This is a genomic window from Micromonospora deserti (genome assembly GCF_003236335.1).
In the GTDB taxonomy this organism is placed as follows: Bacteria; Actinomycetota; Actinomycetes; order Mycobacteriales; family Micromonosporaceae; genus Micromonospora; species Micromonospora deserti.
The window spans coordinates 17590-34145 of the sequence record NZ_POUB01000038.1; the positions used below are offsets into that span (position 1 = coordinate 17590).

Genomic DNA, 16556 nt, shown 5'->3' on the forward strand with positions numbered 1-16556 from the left:
CGTATCGGCGACGCCCGCGTCCCGGCCGCGGCGCCGGCCCCGGTGAGCGGGCCGGCGTCGCCACCGTCCGTCAGGTCTTCTCCCACGGGCTGGGCACCGGGAAGTAGGTGTCCAGGAAGGGGGTGAGGACCTTGATCTGGTTGGCCACGTCCTCCTCGGTGGAGAACGCGTCGTTCAGGCAGAAGACGTGCCGGTCCCGGTGGGCCAGCAGGTGCGCGAGTCGAAAGGACAGCCGGTAATCGTCCGGGCGCCTCTCCCGCCGGAACGAACGGAGTGCGGTCCGCCGGGGGTGGGCACCCGAGGTGGCAGAGTGGGGTGATGACCGATACCGAGCCGGCCGCGACCCGGGTGCTGCGCCCATCCACCGGGTACCGGCTGGCCCCGTCGGTCCGGGCGCTGACCTTCAGCCCGTACGACCCCTGCGCGCGGATCGCGGCCGGCACCTTCTGGTGGGCCACCCGCACCCCGCTCGGGCCGGCCACCCTCGCGCTGCGGCCGACGGCCGGCGACCTCGTCGCCGAGGGGTACGGCCCGGGCGCCGGCTGGGTGGTGGAGCGCGCCGACGCCGTCGCCGGCCTCCGCGACGACCTGACCGGGTTCGCCGAGCTGGCCGCCGCCCACCCGGCGGTGGCCCGGCTGGCCGCCCGGCATCGCGGGCTGCGGATGCCGGCGACCGGGCAGGTCTTCCCCCGGCTGCTCCGGGCGGTCCTCGAGCAGAAGGTGACCGGCAAGGAGGCGTACCGGGCCTACGCGGCGACCGTCCGGCACTTCGCCGAGGCGGCACCCGGGCCGGTGCGGTCGCTGCTGCTGCCACCGCCGCCGGCGGCGGTCGCCGCCACCCCGTACTGGGTCTTCCACCCGTTCGGGGTGGAGCAGCGCCGGGCCGATACGCTGCGCCGCGCCGCCGCCGTCGCCGACCGGCTGGAACGCTGCGCGGACTCCGCCGAGGCCACCCGCCGGCTGACCGCCGTGCCGGGCATCGGGGCGTGGACGGCCGCCGAGGTGGTCCGGATCGCCTACGGCGACCCGGACGCGGTCAGCGTCGGCGACTTCCACGTGCCGAACACGGTGGCCTGGGCCCTCGCCGGCGAGCCGCGCGGCGACGACGCCCGGATGCTCGCCCTGCTGGAACCGTTCCGCGGCCACCGGGGCCGGGTCTGCGTGCTGCTGGAGGCCGCGGGCATCCAGGCGCCGAAGTTCGGCCCGCGGATGCCGATCCGGTCCTTCGCCCGGTTCTGACCCGCCGCGCCCGGCCGGCCTGCCGCGACACCCGCCTCCGGCGCCCGGGCGACAGCCGGCGCCAGGTCCCGGCCGGGCCCGCCGGCCGCGAGTCCAACCCGGTCCGCGGGCTCAGGCCCGGACGCAGATGCGGCGCAGGGTGCGCCCCAACCACCAGGCGTACGCGTGCTGGAAGGCCCGGCCGAGCGGGCCGGCGGCGCGCATCGGCCAACGGTCGGGACGGCTGAACGCCACCACCTCGAACCAGACCTGCCCGGCGGCGTCGCGGCTCACCACGAACGCCTCCTCGCCCCGCGCGGGGTGGCCGGGCAGGGTGCCGTAGCCGAAGCCCGCCCGCCACTCGTCGTCGACGGCCCAGACCACCTCGCAGGGCGCGGACAACCGCAGCGGGCCGACGCCGAGCCGGGAGACCACCCGCACCCCGGGCGCCGCCCGGTCGGTGTCGGCGTCGATGCGGATCCCCGCGGTCCGGTGCAGGCGCCAGCCGAGCACCGCGCGGCCGGCCACGGCGAAGCAGGAGTCCGGCAGCCGCACCCGGTGCCGCACGTGCCGCCAACCGGGCGGCAGCTCACCGGCGCGGGTGGCGCCGACGTGCGGATAGGTCAGTGCCGGCACGGCGCACCTCCACTCGACGGGACGGCGACCAGCGTACGGGGCGGTACCGGTGGGCCGTCCCACGGCGGGGGCGCCGGGTGCCGTGGTCGCCGGGGGCGGACGACGCCGGGTCACGCGGCCTCGCGCAGGTCGGCGAGGCTGAGCGGGGTACGCCGGCGCAGCAGCTCCTCCAGCTCCGCCACCGTGCCCACCTCACCGAGGACGTTCTTGCCGCCGCCGAACCGGCTCGGGTAGCGGTGCACCAGCCGGTAGCGGTGGCGACCCCGGATCAGCTCGACGCTGACTCGCCAGCGTCCACAGCACCCGCAGACCCACTCCGACACCCCGCGAAAGTAGCTCTGACCTGCGGATACGTCATTCGGCCGGTAGGGCGGAAGCGGGACGGCGGCGGACACGCCACCCGCGCACCGGCCGTGATCTGCCTCACGACTGTCGGCACCGTCTGATTGACTGGTCGCCGTGAAGCTGCCGATCAGTCCGCCGGTCGAGCCGATGCTGGCCAAGAGCGTCCCGCGGGTCCCCACCGCGCCGGGGATGACGTACGAGCCGAAGTGGGACGGCTTCCGGTGCATCGTGTTCCGCGACGGCGACGAGGTCGAGCTGGCCAGCCGGGGCGGCAAGCTGATGACCCGCTACTTTCCCGAGGTGGTCGAGCAGGCCCGCCGGCAGCTGCCCGAGCGCTGCGCCGTCGACGGCGAGCTGATCGTGATCCGGCGGGACGGCCCGGGCGGGCAGCCGCGGCTCGACTTCGAGCAGCTGGCCCAGCGCATCCACCCGGCGGCGTCCCGGGTCAAACTGTTGGCCGAGACCACGCCGGCCGACTTCGTCGCCTTCGACCTGCTGGCCGTCGACGACGAGTCGCTGCTCGACCAGCCCTACCCGCGGCGCCGGGCGCGGCTGGAGTCCGTGCTGGCCGGGGTGCGCCCGCCGGTGCACGTCACCCAGATCACCACCGACGTGGACACCGCGCACCGCTGGTTCGACGTGTTCGAGGGCGCCGGCCTGGACGGCCTGATCGCCAAGCCGGCCGACCTGCCGTACGAGCCGGGCAAGCGGCTCATGTTCAAGGTCAAGCACGCCCGCACCGCCGACGTGGTGGTGGCCGGCTTCCGCTGGCACAAGTCCGGCCCGGTGGTCGGCTCGTTGCTGCTCGGCCTCTACGACGACGCGGGCGTGCTGCACCACGTCGGGGTGAGCGCGTCGTTCACCATGGCCCGGCGGGCGGAGCTGCTGGAGGAGCTGGAGCCCTACCGGGACACCGGCGGCGAGCACCCGTGGGTGCACGGTGACCACGAACGCGGCCAGCGCATCCCCGGCGGGGTGAGCCGGTGGACCGGCACCAGGAACCTGGAGTGGGAGCCGCTGCGCCCGGAACTGGTGGTCGAGGTGGCCTACGACGCGATGGAGGGCGACCGGTTCCGGCACACCGCCCGGTTCGTGCGTTGGCGGCCCGACCGGGATCCCCGCTCCTGCCGCTACGACCAGCTCGACCAGCCGGTCCGCTTCGACGTGGACCAGGTGCTGCGTGGCGACCCGACGGCGAGCGTCGGCTCCGCCGCCGGCCCGGCGTAGCGTGGCCGTCGACCCGACCACGGAGGCTCGCTCGTGACCCGCACTTCCGACCGGTCCCGCCGGTTCCGGCTCACCCTGGCCGGCCTGGCCGCCGCGGCGCTGGTCGCCGCCGGCTGCACGCTGCCGGCGTTCGCCCCCCGGACGGACGCCGACGGTGAGGCCGCCGCCCCGGGCACCGCACCCACCTGGCGCGCCTGCCCCGAGGTGGCCGAGGAGCTGGTCGGCCGCACCGCGCCGGGCATACGCTACGAGTGCGCGCGGATCAGGGTGCCGCGCAACTGGGGCGGCGGGGCCGGCGCCACCGCCGGTCCCGGCGCCGGCGAGACCTTCGAGATCGCCCTGCTGCGCGCCCGGTCGACCAAGCAGCGGGACCGCATCGGCTCCCTGGTCATCAACCCCGGCGGGCCCGGCGGCTCCGGTGTGGACACCGCCGTGTACCTCTCCTTCGGTCCTGCGTTCGGTGGGCTGCCCACCGCCGTCACCGACCGCTTCGACATCGTCGGCTTCGACCCGCGCGGGGTCGCCCGGTCCAGCCCGGTGAAGTGCATCTCGGACGCTGACCTGGACGCCAGCTTCGGCTACGACCCTGATCCGGAGAGCCAGCGGGCCTTCGCCGGGTTCGTCGCGCTCAGCCAGCGGATCGGGCGCGGCTGCGGCGACCGGTACGGCGACCAGTTGCCGCTCTACGGCACCGAGCAGGCGGCCCGGGACATGGACGCGGTCCGCGCCGCCGTCGGCGATGACAAGCTGACCTACCTGGGCTACTCCTACGGCACCCTGCTCGGTGCCACGTACGCCCAGCTCTACCCGCAGCGGGTCCGTGCGCTGGTGCTCGACGGCGCGGTCGATCCGAAGCAGGGGGTGATCGCCGGCTCGGAAAGCCAGGCGAAGGGGTTCGAGCGGGCGTTCGACAACTTCACCCGGTGGTGCGCCGCCAACGCCGGCCGGTGCCCGATCGGGCCGGACGCCCGGGCCGCGGTGACCTCCGCGATCGACAAGGCGCGGGTCTCCCCCGTGCGGGGGGACGACGGGCGGGACGCGACCGCGGGGTGGATCTTCTACGCGGTCGTCTCCTCGCTCTACACGGAATCGGGGTGGCAGGAGCTGGCGCGGGCCGTCGACCGGCTGGAGGGCGGTGACCCGACGGAGGTGTTCCGCCTGGCCGATGCGTACGCCGGCCGCGAGGAGGAGGGGCGCTACTCCAACCTGTTCGACGCCAACCTGGCGGTGAACTGCGCCGACGAGGAGGAGAGGCCGAGCCGGGAGCGGATCCGGCAGTTGCAGTCGCAGTGGCGGGAGAAGTACCCGCTCTTCGGCCCCGCGCTCGCCGTCGGCATGCTCTCCTGCACCGAGTGGCCCGGCGGCCGGGACCCGTACCCGACCGGCCGGGCCGACGGCGCGCCACCGATCGTGGTGGTGGGCACCACCGGCGACCCGGCGACCCCGTACGAGCAGACCTCGTGCATCACCGCGGCGGTCGACGCCTACCTGATCGACCTGACCGTTCCCAGGGAGGGGCTGCGCTGCCCGGCCCGCTGACCGGCTGCTCCGCCGGCAGGTCTGGCAGCTCGATGCCGCTGCGGGCGGCCATCTCCTCCAGCAGCGCCCGCATCCGGCGGACGTCGGCCTTGAGGTGCTCCTGCTCCTCGTGCTCGAAGGCGTCGTCGTCGACGATCAGCCGGCTGGCGAAGTGCGCGGTGATCAACGGGATGACCAGCAGCACCATCGTCGAGATGAGCAGGGCCGCCAGGGTGCGACCCGGCCAGCTGGCGGGTGCGATGTCGCCGTACCCGACGGTGGAGGCGGTCACCACCGCCCACCACACGGCGTCCGTCGGGCTGCGGTTCTCTACCTCGCCGTAGATGATGCCGGCCACCACGATCATCAGCAGGTACGACGTGATCAAGGTACGGGGCGAGTTGGCGAACCAGACCAGCCCTCGGTAGATCCACCGGAACGGCAGCAGCAGGACGTCCATGGGCCATGATGCTGCCCGGAGTCCGCGAGGTCCGCGCGCACATTGGCCGGTGTCGCTGTGCCACGCTCGCGGCATGAACGACGTGATCTTCCGCGAGGCCGTCCGGGCCGACCTGCCCGCCGTCCTCGCCCTGCTCGCCGACGACGTGCTCGGCAAGACCCGCGACGTCACCGAGGTCGACGCGGCGTACGAGCGGGCCTTCGCCGACATCACCGCGGACCCGCGCAACCAGCTGATCGTGGCCGACGGCGGCGGTGAACTGCTCGGCTGCATGCAGCTGACCTACATCCCCGGGCTCGGCCGGCACGGCACCGAGCGGCAGCTCGTCGAGTCGGTGCGGGTCCGCTCCGACCGGCGCGGGCACGGGCTCGGCCGGCGGATGATGACGTGGGCGATCGACCAGGCGAGGCAGCGCGGTTGCGGCCTGGTGCAGTTGACCACGGACAAGCGCCGCCAGGACGCCCACCGCTTCTACCTGAGCCTCGGCTTCGTGGCCAGCCACGAGGGCATGAAGCTCGCCTTGTGAGCGGACGCCCACCCCTGGGCGACCGCAGCCACGCCCCTCCAGACGCTGTCGACCTGCCCGCACGGGGCACCGCGAGCCGGCAGGCATGCCGAAGAACCAGGCGACGCCGCGGCCGGATCGAGGCCGCCGCCGGCCCGGCCCGGCCGGGCGGTGCCCGCACAGACGGGGCAGCTCGACAGCGGCGGAGACGGACAGGGTGGGGAAGACAAGGGATACCCGGCACGCGGCGAGCGACGCCAGCCCACCGGCGGCGAGGCGGCCCGCTCAGCCGGTCACGAGGCGGCCGTCGCGGAGGGTGAGGACCCGGTCGGCGAGGTCGATCAGGGCCGGGTCGTGGGTGGCGACCAGCGCGGTCATGCCCCGGGCGTGCACCACCGCCCGCAGCAGGTCCATGACGGACCGCCCGGTCTCCGAGTCGAGCTGGCCGGTGGGCTCGTCGGCGATCAGCAGGTCCGGCTCGTTCGCCAGGGCCCGGGCGACCGCCACCCGCTGCTGCTGGCCGCCGGAGAGCTCGTACGGCCGTTGCGCGGCGTGCCCGCCCAGCCCGACCAGCTCCAGCAACACCGCCACCCGCTCCTCCCGCTCGGCCGCCGGCACCCGTGCCAGCCGCAGCGGGACGCCGACATTCTCGGCGGCGGAGAGGATCGGCACCAGCCCGAAGGTCTGGAAGACGAAACCCACCGTGCCGCGACGCAGCTCCAGCAGTTCCCGCTCCCCGGCGGCGGTCACGTCGTGCCCGGCTACCACCACCCGACCGGAGTCCGGCCGGTCCAGCCCGCCGACCAGGTTCAGCAGGGTGGTCTTGCCCGCCCCGGAGCGGCCCCGGACGGCGACCAGTTCCCCACGCCCGGCCGAGAACGAGACCTCCCGGACGGCGTGCACCGCGTGCTCACCCCGGCCGAAGGTGCGGCTGACCCCCTCGACCCGCACCACCTCGTCAGTACCGGCCACCGCCGTCCCGGACCGCCCGGCCACCACCACGTCCCGCTCGCTCACGCCCCCGCCTCCCGCTCGTTCCCGCTCCGCTCACCCGGCCGCACCTGAACGTGATCCGGCTCCAGGTTGAGCCGCACCCGATCGCGCAGGGACAGGGCGTCCACGAACGACGCCGGCAGCTGCATCCGTCCGGTCCGGTCCAGCACCGCGTACTCCTCACTGACCAGCTCGGTGCTGCCATCCGCGCCGACGCGCGCGGTCCGGCGTACCTCCGAGGCGGTCCGCCCGTCGCGGATCGCGACGGTCCGGCGGACCTGGTCGGCCACCGCGTGGTCGTGGGTGACCACCACGACCGTGACGCCGAGCTCGGCGTTGATGGTGCGCAGCGCGGCGAAGACCTCGGCGCCGGTCGCCTCGTCCAGCTCGCCGGTCGGCTCGTCGGCGAAGAGCACCTCCGGGTCGTTCGCCACCGCCACCGCCACCGCGCAGCGCTGCTGCTCACCACCGCTGAGCTGGCCGGGACGCCGGTCGGCGCAGTAGCCCACCCCGACCAGGTCGAGCAGCTCGCGAGCCCGCTCGCGGCGGGCCCGCCGGCCACCCCGCCGCCCGGCCAGCTGCATCGGCAGCTCGACGTTCTCCAGCGCGGTCAGGTACGGCAGCAGGTTGCGGCCGGTCTGCTGCCAGACGAACCCGGCCATCCTCCGCCGGTAGCTCAACCGCCGGCGGACGGTGAGGTCGAGCAGGTCGTACATCCCCACCCGGGCGACGCCGGCGGTCGGGGTGTCCAGCCCCGAGAGGATGTTCAGCAGGGTGGACTTGCCGGAGCCGGAGGCACCGACGATCGCCACCAGCTCGCCCCGGTCGATGACCAGGTCGAGCCCCTGCAGGGCGACCACCTCCACCCCGTCGCTCTTGAAGATGCGGACCAGGCCGTCGCAGACGATGTGCCCGCGCAGCCGGTCCTGCCCGCCGGCCCGCTCGGCCGCGCGCTGGGCCGCGCGCTGCTGCAGGGCTGCCAGATCCGGCACGACGGGGGTCTGTGCGGTAGCGGTCAACTCAGCTCTCCTCTCCGAGCCGGAGCACCTCGCCGAGGCGCAGCCGGCGGTTGTTCAGGGCCTCGACGGCGACCGCGAAGCCGAGGGCGACCACCCCGAGCGCGAGAACCCCGGCGACCAGGCCGGGCTCGAACGCCACCGGTACCGGGGCGCCGCTGGTGAAGGCCGACAGGCCGAGCGCCGGGGTGAGCAGCAGCGGCAGCAGCGCCCCGACCAGCGCGCCGGTCAGCACCGACACGCCCACCAGGGGGGCGAGCTCCACCAGCAGCAGCCCCCGCCACTGCCGGCGGGACAGGCCGAGAGTGCGCAACCGGGACAGCACCTGACCGCGGGCCCGGGCACCGGCCAGCACGGTGAAGGCGATCGCCAGCAGGGCGAGCACGGTGCCGGCCGCGACCCCGGCGACGAAGCCGAAGACCAGCACCCCGTTCGCGCTGCCCTCGCCCAACTGCCGGCGGGTGCCGGCCCAGGTGAGCACCTCCACCCCGCGCGGCCGCTCACGGCCGACGATTGTCCCGCCGCTCTGGAAGCGGGCCTGCCCCTCGTCGCCGACCCGCCGCAGCGCCCCGGCGTCGAGCCGGTCCCCGGCGACCAGGAACCCCGTCGGCACGGCGGCGTAGTCCCGGCGCGGCAGCGCCTGCCAGGGCAGGACGACGAACCGGTTGGTGTCCGCCCGCAGCAGCGGGAAGCTCGCCGCCTGCCCGGCCACCCGGAACTCGTACCGCTGGCCCTGCACGGCGATGAAGGCCGAACCGTCCAGACCCGCGTCGGCCAGCTCGGCGGCGACCACCGGGGAGACCACCGCGGGCAGCGGTCCGGTTCCTCCGCCGGGGGCGAGCAGCACCCCGGGCACGGTCACGTCGACGCCGGCCTCCCGAGCGGTACGGGCCAGCGCCGGCCCGTCAACCAGCAGCACGCTGGCTGGGCCGATCCGCGCGTCCGTGCCCACCGCGTCGGTGGCGATGCCCTGCCCCGACTCGTGCAGCACCGGGGCCACCGCCCGTACCCCGGGCAGCCGCGCCAGCTCCGCGCCGGTGTCCGGGGCGAGGCGTTCCCCCCGGATCAGCGCGTCCGCGGGCACCGCCCGGGTGGCGACCCGGTCCCGGCTGGCCTCCACCCCGGCGGTGACCACCGCGCAGAACGCCGCGGTGGCGATGGCCAGCACGACGACCACCAGCGGACCGGTCACCACCGACCGGCCGGCCCGCGCGGTGCCCAGGAAGGTGACGCTGCCCCGGGTACCCGCCGCCAGCCGGCTGACCAGCCGCAGCGGCCACGGGTACAGCCGCATCGCCAGCACCCCCGCGGCGACGGCCAGCAGCACCGGGACCGAGACGAGCAGCGGGTCGACCTCGCCGGGGGTGAGGCCCCGGCGGCGCAGCAGCACGACCGCCAGGCCGGCGAGCAGCAGCAGGCCCACCTCCACGGTGACCCGGCGCGCGGACGGGCGCAGCCGGATCAGGTCGCGCCGGGCGGCGACCCCGGTGGGCGCGGCCACCGTGGCCACCGGCAGGGCCAGCGTGACCAGGACGGTCGCGACAACGGCGAGGACGGCGGTGTCCCCCGGGACGCCCGGAACCAGGTTGCCGAGCGCCCAGCCGAGCGCGGCGGCGACCGGCACCACCAGCAGCGACTCGGCGAGACTCCGGCGGGCCCCGGTGGTGACCGCGCCACCCCGGGCCCGCAGCAGGGTGAACTCCGCCCGCCGGCGACGGACGATGAGCCCGGCAGCCAGCACGACCAGCCCGGCGAGGCTCGCCAGCACGCCGGCCGCGATCACCGCGAGCACCGTGCGGGCGGCGGCCACCTCGGCGGCGAACTCCCGCAGCGGGATGTCCAGCCCCTGGACGAAGGTGCGGCCCTGCGCCTCCCGCGACATCTGCTGGATGCTGTCGATCAGCTGGTCCAGCTCGCGGACGTCGATGCCGGCGGCGCCCACCCGGTAGCGCCAGCCGAACCGGATTGGCGAGCCGGTATTGGCCAGGCGGTCCAGCGCGGCGCTCCCGGTCACCCCGACGATGACGAACGGCTGGGCGTCCCCCGGCGGCTCGACGACGCGCAGCAGCGACGGCAGGCCCTCCCAGATGCCGTCCGTCCGGTCCTCGGGCTGGAAGACGCCCACGACGGTGATCGGCGCCGGCGGCGGGGTGCCCCGCGGTGTCGCGGAAAGGGCGAGCCACAGCCGGCTGCCCACCCGCAGGTTCAGCGCACGGGCGACCTCCGCGGCCAGCGCCACCTGCACGGGCTGGCCGGCCGCCGCGCCCTCGTCCGGCCAACGCCCCTCGACCAGCGTGCCGGCCTCCTCGATGCCGGGCGCGGCGCGCAGGCCGAGGTCGACCAGGAGGTTCTTCGCCGCGAGGTCCGGCCCGGTCACCCGGCCGGGCTCCGTCTCCGCGGTGAACCACCGCCGCTCCACCAGCTTCCGCACGTCCGGCGGCATCCCGACCTGCAGCGTGTCCAGCTCATCCCGGTGGGCGTCCACCAACGACGTGCCGTCATCCGCCGCGACGAGCGGCCCGGTGGCGTACGTCAGGTCCCGCTGCACCGCCGGCAGCCCGGTCAACTGCTCCCGCAGGCCCTGTTCGGTGTACCGGTTCACGATCCGCGGCACCCCGCTGATCAGCAGCGTGACGACCAGCGTCAACATCGCGAGCAGCAGGTACTGCCCGCCGTGGGCCCGGACCCGCCGGACGACCGCCCCGATGCTCATCGCGCCGCCTCCCCGCTGCCGGCCGTCCCCTCGCGCCACCCGGTCACCGTTCTCCCCCGATCCGCAGCTGCGCCGCCGCCACCACCCGCTGCCGGATGCCGAGGGCGATGAACGCGCTGAACGCCAGCGCCGCCAGCAACAGTCCGAGCGCGGTCAGCCCGATCGGTGCCCAGGGCAGCACGAAGGCCGCCTCGGGCACCGGCCGGCCGGCGGACGGCGTCAGGATCACCAGCGGTGCCATGGTCGCGCCGACCGCCGCGCCCAGCAGCAGGCCCACCCCGACCCCGATCCCGGCCAGGAAGGTCTGCTCCGCCAGCAGCGCCCGGGCCAGCAGCCGAGGCGTGGCGCCGAGCGTGTGCAGCACCGCGAACTCCCCCAGCCGGTGCCGGGCGGTGGCCCACCCGTCGACCATCAGGCCGACCAGGGCCAGCAGCACGGACCCGAGCGCGGCGGCGAGCAGCCCGGTGCGGGCGCCCTGCCAGTACGGGTCCCCGTCGGCCCGGTCGGCGACCTCCCGCCGGTCGAGCACGGTGACGCCGCCCAGGTCGGCCGCCGCGCCGGCCGCCGCCGCGTGCCCGGTGGCGTCGGTAGACAGCCACCACTCCGGCACCGGCCGGACGGCGCCCCGGTCCCGGACCAACCAGTCCGTCGCCGCGGGCAGGTCCAGCAGCACTCCCTCCCCGCTGGCCGACGGCACCGCGTCCACCTCGCCGACCAGCGTGACCGGCACCGACGCGCCGGAGAGCGCCAGGATGACGGTGTCGCCGGTACGCAGGCTCAGCGCGTCACGCACCGCCGGGGTCATCAGCGCCGGCACGGGTCGGTTCTCGCCGGCCGGCACCACCACGAAGCGGGACGGCAGCTGGCGGGCGAACCGGCCGCCCGGCAGCACCGTGACCCGGTGCTCGGCGGTCAGCCCGCGGGCCGTGGCGGAGATGTCCAGGTCGCCCGCCGGGTCGCCGTTGGTCGCCACCCAGCCGTCGCCGAGCTGCGCGGGCCTGGCCGCACCGTCGGCGCCGACCAGCCGCAGGTTGCTCACCTCCAGCCGGTACGCCGTGCCGGCCACGTCGCCGCCGTCGGCCTCGAAGCCGGCCAGCCGCAGGGTTCCGTCCCCGGCGTCGGGCAGCGCGACGGTGAACGGCACCGGCCGGCCGTCGCTGCCGGCGGTGGCCAGCGGTAGCCGGAAGGCCAGCCCGTCGGCCCGGGTGAGCAGCACCGACACGGCGATCGGGTGCGGGAACAGGGGGTCACGCACCGGGGTGCGGACGGTGCCGGTGACCGACCGGGTGCCGGCGGCCAGTTCGACGCCGGCGGGGGCGCCACGCGCCCGGGTCAGCCGGTCGAAGAGCGCGGGCACCGGCTCGTCGGCCAGCCGGTCGTTGAGCCGCACCACGTCCGTCGCGCCCGCCGCATCGAGGCTCACCACCGTCGCCGGCAGGTCGGCGCGGCCGAGGCGCACCTCGTCCCGCCATGCCGGCAGCGCCCGGTGCACACCGGTCAGCGCCGCGAGCCGCCCCGCCCGGTCGTCCGGCCCGGTGCCGTCGCGCTCGACCAGCCGCAGGTCGGCGCCGACGGTGTGGTCGGCCTGGTCGAGCTGGGACCGCTCGCCCGTGGTTACCAGGGACCAGGCCAGGGTGCTGCCACCCACGGCGAGGGCGAGCAGCAGCACCGGGCCGGCGTGCGGCCGCCGGCCCGCCTGCCACATGCCGAGCATGGTCGCCGTCCACGGACGGCGGTCGACGAACCGCTCGGCGAACCGGGTCGCCGGTGGGAGCAGCCGCAGCGCCACGACCGCGCCGGCCAGCACCCCCAGCGTCGGCGCCGCGACCAGCAGCGGGTCCACCCCGAGCCGCCCGCCCGCGCCGGCCAGCGGCGAGGAGTACTGGCGCAGCTGCACCCAGGCGAGCACCGCGAACCCGACCAGTGCCAGGTCGAGGCCGGCCCGCTGCACGGTGGCCGACCGGGTGGGGCGGGACCGGGCCGCCATGTCGGCCACGTACGTTTCGGCCCCGCGCAGGGTCGGCACGACCATCGCGACGAGGCAGCCGGCGGCGGTGGCGAAGGCCGCCGCCCAGAGCGGGGTGGGGTCGCCGGCGGCGAGCGTCAGATCCGTCGGGCCACCGCCCGCCAGGCGGTGCAGCGCCTCACCGGCCAGCAGCGGGCCGAGCACCGCGGCGGGGAGCACGACCAGGGTCGCCTCCCGGGCGGCGAGGCCGGCCAACTGGCGGCGCGCCGCGCCCCGGGCCCGCAGCAGGGCGGTCTGGTTCCGCCGGTCCTCGTGCAGCAGCGCGGCGACCAGCACCAGCGCGTACCCGCCGAGGACGACGATCAGCAGCAGCGGGGTGGTCAGCGAGGATCGCCCCACGAGGTCGGCCCGGGCGACCCGGTCGAGCAGCCGCTCCATCGAGGTGACGGTCTGCGCGGAGGAGCCGAGCCCGGCCGCCTCGGGAACGTCGGCGACCACGCCGCTCACCGCCTGCCGCACGTCGGGCAGCCGTCCCGCCCCGACCGCCGCCGCGAGGTCCGGCTCGACCACCCAGGAGGCCGACACCGAGCCGGGGAAGGCCGCGACGAAGTCGGCGGCGTCGAACGCGAACGGCCCCAGCGAGGTGCCGGCGTCGACGGGGCTGCCGGTGGTCAGGCCCGGGGCCAGCCGCCAGTACGGGTCGGACGCGTCGCGCGGGCGCCACGTCCCGGCGAGCACCACCTCGCCGGACCGGCCGGAGCTGCGGTCCCGCAGCGGCACCCGGTCCCCGGCGGTCATCCCCAGTGCGCCGGCGACCCGCTCGGGCAGCGTCACCTGCAGCGGGTTCGCGCCCGGGGTGGGCCAGGCGCCGCTGGCGAGGTCGGCGTGGGCCGGCAGGTCGTCCAGGGTGGCCAGGTTGGCGAAGATGGGGTCGTCGTCCGCCCGGACCAGCGGGCCGAGGTCACCGGTGAGTTCCCGGCCGTTGCCGTATCGGGCGCCGGTGACGGTGACCGGCGCGCCACCCAGGCCGGCGGCGAACCCGTCGCGCACCGCCCGGTCCCGCGCCGCGAACTCCGCGGCGTCGCGGCCCCCGGAGCCGCTGATCAGCACGCTGCGCTCCTCGACGGACGCGCCGGCGAGCAGCGCCCGCTGCCCGGCCTCGACGGCCCGGCGGTTGTAGTCGGAGAGCCCGGTGACCAACGCGACCGCCACCAGCGCCGCGACCACCGCGGCGAGCAGCAGACCCCGTGCCGCGCGCGCCCGCCTCCACACCAGCTTCATCCGACGCCTCCCCTGGCCCCCGTCGGGCCGACGACCAGGTAAAGCAGCGACGGGTCCGGAAAGGTTCGCGCCCGTTACTTGATCGTTACCCTGGGAGGTCGGGGATGGCGGCCTGCGGCCGTTCCGGCGCGGTGGCGCGGGGGCAGCCCCGCCGGCCACGATCCGGGCTCGGGTCGCGGCCGGCGGCCGTGTGTCAGCGGGGGCGGTCGCGGTCCCTGGAGGGTTGCACTCGCTTGGGCTCCCCGGGCATCTTCGGGTACTCCGGCGGGTAGGGCAGGTCGCCCTGGCCGGCGGTCGCGTCCCGGTCGGCCCACTCCAGCAGGGGGGTGATGTCCCAGGGACTGTCGTCGATGGCGGTGTGCGGGTCGCCGCGTTCGGCCAGCCGGGCCGGGACGGTACGCAGGTCGAAGTCGTCCGGGTCGACGTCGGGCAGCTCGTCCCAGGTGACCGGGGTGGAGGCGGTGGCCCGGGCGTTGGCCCGCAGCGAGTACGCGCACGCGATCGTCCGGTCCCGGGCCATCTGGTTGTAGTCGACGAAGACCCGGGCGCCGCGCTCCTCCTTCCACCAGGCGGTGGTGACCAGTTCCGGCCGGCGCCGCTCCAGCTCGCGGGCCAGCGCGATGGTGGCCCGGCGTACCTCGACGAACGTCCAGCGCGGCTGGATGCGCAGGTAGACGTGCACGCCCCGGCCGCCGGAAGTCTTCGGCCAGCCGGTCACGCCCAGCTCGTCGAGTACGGCACGCAGCTCCCCGGCGGCCGCCGCGGCGTCGGCGAAGTCGGTGCCGGGCTGCGGGTCGAGGTCGACGCGCAGCTCGTCGGGGCGGTCGGTGTCGGCGGCGCGGACCGGCCACGGGTGGAACACCACGGTGCCCATCTGCGCGGCCCAGGCGACGTGGGCCACGTCGACCGGGCAGAGCTCGGCCGCGCTGCGCCCGCTCGGGAAGCTGATCGTGGCCGTCCGCAGCCACGGCGGCACGCCCCGGGTGGGCACCCGCTTCTGGTAGAACGCCTCTCCCTCGACACCCTCCGGGAAGCGCTGCAACGTGGTGGGACGGTCGCGCAGCGCGCGCATGATCCCCTCGCCGACCCCGAGGTAGTAGTGGAAGACGTCGGCCTTGGTGAAGCCGCGCTGCGGGAAGATGATCCGGTCCGGGCTGGTCAGCCGTACGGTGTGCCCGGCCACCTCGATCTCGGTGACCGGCGCCTTGGTGGTGCCACCCATCCCGCGACCATATGCGATGGTGCCGGCGTCCGGCGTACCGTTGGTGGGTGAGTCTCGACGACAGCGAACTGCCCCGCACCGAGGACGAGTGGCGGGTCCGGCTCAGCCCCGAGGAGTTCCGGGTGCTGCGCGAGGCGGGCACCGAACGCCCGTGGACCGGTGAGTACGTCAACACCAAGGCCCCCGGCGTCTACCACTGCCGGGCGTGCGGGCTGGAGCTCTTCTCCAGCGACACGAAGTTCGACTCGCACTGCGGCTGGCCGAGCTTCGACGACGCCATCCCTGGCCGGGTCAAGGAGGTGGAGGACTCCAGCCTCGGCATGACGCGGACGGAAATCCGCTGCGCCCGCTGCGACAGCCACCTGGGCCATGTCTTCCGGGGCGAGGGGTTCACCCCGAAGGACACCCGGCACTGCGTCAACTCGGTCTCCATCCGGCTGGAGCCGCGACCCGCCGCCTGAGGCCCCGGCGCCGGTGACGTCCCGGTCAGCGCCGTCGACGCCACCGGTGGGGCACCGCGGCCCGGGGCCGGTTGGCCCACGCCGGGTACCTTCCGGCGGGGTCCGGGTCCAGCCGCGGCGGGCCATCGGCGTACGGGCGCTCACCGGCGGGCGGCCGGCAGACCCGCCATCAACTCGACCTGGGCGGTCCGCGACCGCTCGATGCGCCGGGCCAGCTCACGCACCCGCTGGCTGGTGCCGGCGTCCAGGTGTGCCCGGGCCAGGTCGGCGCCCGCCTTCTGGTGGGCGGTGAGCACGTCGAGCAGCACCTCGTCCACCTCGCCGGCCGCGGCGGTCCGCAACCGGGCGAGGTCGCCGGCGTCGGCGTGCCCGGCGTGGTCGTGCCGGTGGGCGGTGGCGGCCGGGCCGGCGTCGCGCAGCCACCCGCGCATGGTGGCCAGCTCGTCGGTCTCGGTCACCTCGATGGCGGCGACGAGCATGCGCAGCTCGCCGTCGGCCACCCGGCCCCGCCCCAGCCGCGCGATCTCCAGCGTCTGCTCGGTGTGGGCCACCATCATGGTCAGGAACAGCACGTCCACCCCGCTGACCGCGCCGTCGTCCGCGGCGGCGGACGACGGCGGGGACGCCGCCGGTGGAGGCGGCGCCGGCTGGTCGGCGCAGCCGGCGGTCAGCAGGGCGGCGAGCAGGACGACCGCGGGCAGGCGTGGCACTGGGTTCTCCGTTCGCTGGCGGGTTGCCGGGTGCGGCGCGCCGGGCACGGGCCGCACCCGTACGGTCAGACCTGGGACCAGAGGGCCGGCACGTTCGGCGGTTCCCAGCCGGCGATCGCGGTGTGCGCCTGGCGGCAGCGGTAGGTCGACCCGCCGTAGGTGACCTGGTCTCCGACCTGGTAGGCCCGGCCCGCCGTCCAGGTGCCGCCCGGGGCCGGCGTGCTGGTCGGGGTGGCGGTCGGCGTGGGCGCCGGGGTCGGCGAGGTGGTCGGGGTCGGGCTGGGG

The 16556-nt window shown here is 75.9% G+C and carries 16 protein-coding genes; 5 read left to right on the forward strand and 11 right to left on the reverse strand.

From position 1 onward, the window contains the following. Positions 1-70 precede the first annotated feature (70 nt). A complete protein-coding gene (locus tag C1I99_RS08670) occupies positions 71-361 on the reverse strand; it encodes a hypothetical protein (protein ID WP_111133688.1) in 291 nt (96 codons plus the stop codon). On the opposite strand from C1I99_RS08670, the gene C1I99_RS08675 reads away from it, so the two are divergent. Next, positions 319-1239 (forward strand): DNA-3-methyladenine glycosylase family protein, encoded by a 921-nt coding sequence (locus tag C1I99_RS08675; RefSeq protein ID WP_111133689.1) that lies wholly within the window; start codon positions 319-321, stop codon positions 1237-1239. The two genes, C1I99_RS08670 and C1I99_RS08675, sit on opposite strands and share 43 nt — an antisense overlap. Positions 1240-1350: 111 nt before the next feature. Here the strand turns inward: C1I99_RS08675 and C1I99_RS08680 are convergent, their stop codons facing one another. Next, positions 1351-1854: a DUF1990 domain-containing protein gene (locus C1I99_RS08680; protein WP_111133690.1), complete on the reverse strand. Its 504-nt coding sequence runs from the start codon at positions 1852-1854 to the stop codon at positions 1351-1353. A gap of 110 nt (positions 1855-1964) precedes the next feature. Then, a complete protein-coding gene (locus tag C1I99_RS08685; protein WP_111133691.1) occupies positions 1965-2177 on the reverse strand; it encodes a hypothetical protein in 213 nt (70 codons plus the stop codon). A 136-nt stretch (positions 2178-2313) separates the two neighbouring features. Between C1I99_RS08685 and C1I99_RS08690 the strand changes: the two genes are divergently transcribed. Then, positions 2314-3426, forward strand: a complete 1113-nt coding sequence (locus C1I99_RS08690; protein WP_111133692.1) for an ATP-dependent DNA ligase — start codon at positions 2314-2316, stop codon at positions 3424-3426. A gap of 33 nt (positions 3427-3459) precedes the next feature. Further along, on the forward strand, positions 3460-4965 hold the full coding sequence (locus C1I99_RS08695; protein WP_111133693.1) for an alpha/beta hydrolase: 1506 nt from the start codon (positions 3460-3462) through the stop codon (positions 4963-4965). On the opposite strand, the gene C1I99_RS08700 is transcribed toward C1I99_RS08695, so the two are convergent. Continuing rightward, the gene (locus tag C1I99_RS08700; protein WP_111133694.1) at positions 4892-5404 is read right to left on the reverse strand and encodes a potassium channel family protein; all 513 of its coding nucleotides are present in this window, start codon (positions 5402-5404) and stop codon (positions 4892-4894) included. The genes C1I99_RS08695 and C1I99_RS08700 overlap by 74 nt on opposite strands. A gap of 73 nt (positions 5405-5477) precedes the next feature. Here C1I99_RS08700 and C1I99_RS08705 point away from each other — a divergent pair, with 73 nt between their 5' ends. Continuing rightward, entirely contained in the window at positions 5478-5930 is a 453-nt protein-coding gene (locus C1I99_RS08705) for a GNAT family N-acetyltransferase (RefSeq protein ID WP_111133695.1), read from the forward strand. Between the two features lie 264 nt (positions 5931-6194). On the opposite strand, the gene C1I99_RS08710 is transcribed toward C1I99_RS08705, so the two are convergent. The 5 genes from C1I99_RS08710 to ligD all read right to left on the reverse strand — a co-directional run bounded on the left by C1I99_RS08710 (position 6195) and on the right by ligD (position 15100). Then, complete coding sequence (locus C1I99_RS08710; protein WP_111133696.1) at positions 6195-6926, reverse strand: ABC transporter ATP-binding protein; 732 nt, start codon at positions 6924-6926, stop codon at positions 6195-6197. Then, the gene (locus C1I99_RS08715) at positions 6923-7921 is read right to left on the reverse strand and encodes an ABC transporter ATP-binding protein (RefSeq protein WP_111133697.1); all 999 of its coding nucleotides are present in this window, start codon (positions 7919-7921) and stop codon (positions 6923-6925) included. Before C1I99_RS08715 ends, C1I99_RS08710 begins: the two co-directional genes overlap by 4 nt. 1 nt (position 7922) lies before the next feature. Continuing rightward, positions 7923-10631 carry an FtsX-like permease family protein gene (locus tag C1I99_RS34565; RefSeq protein ID WP_111133698.1) on the reverse strand — a complete coding sequence of 903 codons (2709 nt, stop codon included), beginning with the start codon at positions 10629-10631 and terminating at the stop codon, positions 7923-7925. Positions 10632-10674: 43 nt separating this feature from the next. After that, the gene (locus C1I99_RS08725; protein ID WP_111133699.1) at positions 10675-13878 is read right to left on the reverse strand and encodes an FtsX-like permease family protein; all 3204 of its coding nucleotides are present in this window, start codon (positions 13876-13878) and stop codon (positions 10675-10677) included. Positions 13879-14071: 193 nt separating this feature from the next. Further along, entirely contained in the window at positions 14072-15100 is a 1029-nt protein-coding gene (ligD, locus tag C1I99_RS08730) for a non-homologous end-joining DNA ligase (protein ID WP_111133700.1), read from the reverse strand. A 47-nt stretch (positions 15101-15147) separates the two neighbouring features. Between ligD and msrB the strand changes: the two genes are divergently transcribed. Next, a complete protein-coding gene (gene msrB, locus C1I99_RS08735; RefSeq protein WP_111133701.1) occupies positions 15148-15561 on the forward strand; it encodes a peptide-methionine (R)-S-oxide reductase MsrB in 414 nt (137 codons plus the stop codon). Between the two features lie 140 nt (positions 15562-15701). On the opposite strand, the gene C1I99_RS08740 is transcribed toward msrB, so the two are convergent. Then, complete coding sequence (locus C1I99_RS08740; RefSeq protein ID WP_438941394.1) at positions 15702-16352, reverse strand: DUF305 domain-containing protein; 651 nt, start codon at positions 16350-16352, stop codon at positions 15702-15704. After that, the coding region (locus C1I99_RS08745) for a carbohydrate-binding protein (protein WP_325049199.1) at positions 16337-16556 on the reverse strand (220 nt) is incomplete at its 5' end. The genes C1I99_RS08740 and C1I99_RS08745, both read right to left, overlap by 16 nt.

Excerpts from the sequence above, each read along its gene's own strand:
- C1I99_RS08675 (WP_111133689.1), top strand. The coding sequence starts at position 319 with ATGACCGATACCGAGCCGGCCGCGACCCGGGTGCTGCGCCCATCCACC.
- C1I99_RS08670 (WP_111133688.1), bottom strand. The coding sequence starts at position 361 with ATGGGCGCAGCACCCGGGTCGCGGCCGGCTCGGTATCGGTCATCACCC.
- C1I99_RS08700 (WP_111133694.1), bottom strand. The coding sequence starts at position 5,404 with ATGGACGTCCTGCTGCTGCCGTTCCGGTGGATCTACCGAGGGCTGGTC.
- C1I99_RS08705 (WP_111133695.1), top strand. The coding sequence starts at position 5,478 with ATGAACGACGTGATCTTCCGCGAGGCCGTCCGGGCCGACCTGCCCGCC.
- C1I99_RS34565 (WP_111133698.1), bottom strand. The coding sequence starts at position 10,631 with ATGAGCATCGGGGCGGTCGTCCGGCGGGTCCGGGCCCACGGCGGGCAG.
- C1I99_RS08725 (WP_111133699.1), bottom strand. The coding sequence starts at position 13,878 with ATGAAGCTGGTGTGGAGGCGGGCGCGCGCGGCACGGGGTCTGCTGCTC.
- ligD (WP_111133700.1), bottom strand. The coding sequence starts at position 15,100 with ATGGGTGGCACCACCAAGGCGCCGGTCACCGAGATCGAGGTGGCCGGG.